Source organism: Intestinibacter sp. (genome assembly GCF_034113885.1).
GTDB lineage: Bacteria > Bacillota > Clostridia > Peptostreptococcales > Peptostreptococcaceae > Intestinibacter.
Genome location: NZ_JAXEWM010000013.1, coordinates 1 through 4134, shown reverse-complemented (window position 1 = coordinate 4134; position 4134 = coordinate 1). Strand labels below are relative to the sequence as shown.

General features: G+C 28.1%; 4 protein-coding genes. All 4 read right to left on the bottom strand.

All coding sequences use genetic code 11. The annotated features are described in order from the left end of the window. On the bottom strand, positions 1–604 hold a 604-nt coding region (locus tag SPD90_RS00925), incomplete at its 3' end, for a hypothetical protein (RefSeq protein ID WP_331680496.1). 48 nt (positions 605–652) lie between these two features. Beyond that, positions 653–2059 carry an MBOAT family O-acyltransferase gene (locus SPD90_RS00920; protein ID WP_320924035.1) on the bottom strand — a complete coding sequence of 469 codons (1407 nt, stop codon included), beginning with the start codon at positions 2057–2059 and terminating at the stop codon, positions 653–655. A gap of 26 nt (positions 2060–2085) precedes the next feature. Next, positions 2086–3357, bottom strand: coding sequence for an ABC transporter ATP-binding protein (locus SPD90_RS00915; protein WP_320924034.1), 1272 nt, complete (start codon positions 3355–3357; stop codon positions 2086–2088). A gap of 14 nt (positions 3358–3371) precedes the next feature. Then, positions 3372–4134: ABC transporter permease (locus tag SPD90_RS00910; RefSeq protein WP_320924033.1), on the bottom strand; the 763-nt coding region annotated here is incomplete at its 5' end.

Below are 4134 nucleotides of genomic sequence, written 5' to 3'. Positions count from 1 at the left end.
TTTTAAAAAACATAGAATAATGATCAATTCCATCTTCTTTTATTAACTCTCTTAAATCAAGAGTATCTATACCAGCATTAGAAATTTCTCTTAAATAATCATCTGCCTTTTTATTATTATAATCTGTAATCCCATCAGGAGTTTGATTATCATACTTACTTATTTTAAATGGAGCTTGTACATATAACAAAGGTATATTCTCTGATTTCAAAAATTCATTAAAATCAACTGTATTATCTACTATTTCTGTAACATCTAATTCTTTATGTCCATAAAACGATAAATATCCATTATTTAATTTAATTACATCTTTTGAAATATCAACATCATTTACAACTTTCTTATCAAGCAAATTCTGAAATGCCCCATATAACTTAACACACTCATCCTCTAAAACATATTCCGTATTCATTCCATCTTCACATCCAGCAATAATTGCTCTAATTTTTTCTAAAATACTTGGATTTTCATCTAAATTATCTTTATACCCTATTAACATATTATACCCAATCTGTCTCGCTCCAAATACAGCCGTAGATAGACCTGTACATATAATAAAAACTAAAAATACTACACATACTATTTTGTATTTATTCCACTTCATTATATATTCCTCCAGTAAAACTAACTCTTCTATTTAAATAGCAATCTTCTAAAAATTAAAATATATAAAAGGATTATATGAACCCTTAACTATATAACAAATCGATAATACAAATAAAATCAATATTATAATTATATACAATAAATCAAATACCTTATTATCTAAATTTAACTTTTTACTTATAATATTCTTAAGTGGCAAACTAAACAAAATTGCTCCTATATAAAAATATCTATTTTCCAAGAAATATAATTTAGCTAAACTATCCATAAATACATTTCCATTCATAGCAAACATAGACTTTATATACTCAATACCATACATAATATTATCAGATCTAAATAAAACCCATCCAAGTGTTACAAATAGCATAGTATAAATATGCCCGAACCATCCTAATTTTTTATCAAATCCCGTTAATTTTTCAAAAGTTATAAGTACAAAGTACAACAATCCCCATACTATAAATGTCCAATTTGCACCATGCCATAAACCGGTCAATGACCATACTACAAATAGATTAAACACTAATCTTTTTTTAGAATCAACTCTACTACCACCTAATGGAAAATACACATAATCTCTAAACCATGTTCCCAAAGATATATGCCATCTTCTCCAAAATTCAGATATAGACTTTGATATATACGGATAATTGAAGTTTTCCAAAAACTTAAATCCAAACATTTGACCCAATCCAATAGCCATATCAGAATAACCAGAAAAATCAAAGAATATTTGGAACGTATATGCAATAGCTCCTAACCAAGCCATACATACAGATAATTCACTAGCCTTCAATGAAAACGCATAATCAGCCACAATGGCTAAAGTATTTGCTAAAAGCATTTTCTTGCCTAGACCAATTATAAATCTACATACACCCTTTGAAAAATCTTCGAAATTTTCCTGTCTATTTTCAATTTGCTCTGATATAGTTTCATATCTTACTATAGGTCCTGCTATTAACTGTGGGAAAAATGATATATAAAGACCCACATATAGAGGATTTTTCTGAACCTTACCATTTTGTCTATAAACATCTATAACATAAGAAATTGCTTGGAATGTAAAAAATGATATTCCTATAGGCAGTGCTATATTGGGAATATTAAAATTTAATCCTGTTAAATATTTAATATTTGATAGTGTGAACATCAAATATTTAAATATAAACATAATAGATAGATTAAAAATTAACATTAACACTATTATTGACTTTGATTTTTTCTTATCTTCTCTATGCTCATCTACCTTAAGTCCAAAATAATAGTTACTTATTATAGATAAAAGCATAATGAGTACAAAAGCAGGCTCACCCCATGCATAGAAAAATAAACTTGCTAGTAATAGAAATATATTTTGTAGCTTTCTTTTATTTCTAAAAATACCGTAATAAAAAATTAATACCATCGGTAAAAATAAAAAGACAAATATTGTACTTGAAAATAACATATAATCCTCCTAAATTTCCCTCATAATTAATATACTTTTATATCATTAAAACTAATATGTCCCCAATATCTATGTTCCCAAGTTATATTATTCATATCTCCATCTTCTGTATATATTTCAAAGGAAAAAGCATCAACTACATCATGATTTATAAAAGTTCCAAATTCATTAACTGAAAACATAGCTATTCTTCCAATATATCTACCAGGTGCAAGACAAGAAGTATCAATCTCAACCGTTTGATTATTAACTCCTTTTTTACATTCAATTACAGGTTTACTCATAGAAACCCCAACTATAGATTTATCAGCAAAAAATATTGGTACTCTTAAACACACTCTCTCCATATCTTGTTTTGCATCGAAATTTATATTAATTTTCAACTTTTCTCCTTTTTTATATCTAGGCATATCTTTATCTAAAATTTCAACACTATTAATAAATATTTTTTCATCAACTTTCATAGCTCCGTAATCTCTTTTTATATCTCTGCATGTATTAAATAAAACAGGGGATTTAGTAGAATTCATATATACAGAAATAGCATCTTCTGTATCTCCATCAAATATAATTTTACCTTTTTCTAAAACTATACATCTATTACAAAGTTGTCTTATCGTATTCATGTTATGACTTACATAAAGGATTGTTCTTCCATTATTTCCTGATAAATCACCCATTTTTCCTAGACATTTTTCTTGGAACTTCATATCTCCAACAGCTAAAACCTCATCCATTATTAATATTTCTGAGTCCAAATGCGCAGCTACTGAGAAAGCCAATTTTACAAACATTCCAGAAGAATATCTTTTAACAGGAGTATCTATAAATTGTCTACACTCTGAAAAATCTATAATATCATCAATTTTAGAGTCAACTTCTTCCTTAGTCATACCAAGAATAGCCCCATTTAAATATATATTTTCTCTACCTGTTAATTCGGGATGAAAGCCTGTCCCAACTTCCAATAAACTTGATATACGTCCTTTAACCTTTATAGTTCCTTCAGTTGGCGCTGTTACTCTAGATAATATTTTTAATGTTGTAGATTTTCCAGCTCCATTTCCACCTATTATACCTAGAGCCTCACCTTTTTTTACTTTTAAATTTATTCCATCCAATGCCATAAAAGTTTCATTTTTTCCATGTACACCTGAACCTATTTTACTATTTGGATCTTCTTTACCTCTTATTCTAGCCCACCAACTCTGCAAATCAGCAGTTAATGTACCTCCTCCAATTGCTCCTAATCTATATTGTTTTTTCAAATTTTCAATTTCAATTACTGTATCACTCATTTTTTCACCTCGTCTTAAACTGTATCCATAAATGTCTTTTCAACTCTACTAAATAATACAACTCCTATAAACATAACTACTATTGTACTTATAACACTTATTCCTAAAAAATTCCATGGTATTGATCCACTTCCTAAAAAAGCATATCTAAAAGATTCTACTATTGGTGATACTGGATTTAGCATCATAAGAGTCTTTAATTTCCCACCTAGCTGTGATGCTGGATAAACTACTGGAGTTGCATACATCCAAAGTTGAACTCCAAAAGTTACCAATACTGCTAAATCTCTATATTTAGTAGTTAAAGAAGATATTATTATACCGAATCCCAAAGATAAAGCTGCTAATTCTACTAATAATAATGGTGTTAATAGTATAAAAATATTTGGATTAATAGGTGCACCTTTGACATAATAATATACAGCAAAACATAAAAACATAATAAATTGCACAGCAAAATTAATTAAACCTGAAATAACAGTAGATATTGGTGTTACAAGTCTCGGAAAATACACTTTACCAAATATCGCCGCATTTCCAGTAAATGTTGTAGCTGTTTTTGTCAAACTTGTAGAAAAATACGTCCATACAGTCGTACCTAACATATAAAACACTATTTGAGGCATGCCATCTGTTGAAATATTTGCTATGTTTCCAAATACTATCGTATACATCACTGTTGTTAATAATGGATTTATTATAATCCATAGAGGTCCTAATATAGTTTGTTTATATAAAGTTTTAAAATCTCTTTTCACAAACATAACTATTAAGTCT

Coding starts and splice junctions, on each gene's coding strand:
- SPD90_RS00915 (WP_320924034.1), bottom strand. CDS start 3,357: ATGAGTGATACAGTAATTGAAATTGAAAATTTGAAAAAACAATATAGA.
- SPD90_RS00920 (WP_320924035.1), bottom strand. CDS start 2,059: ATGTTATTTTCAAGTACAATATTTGTCTTTTTATTTTTACCGATGGTA.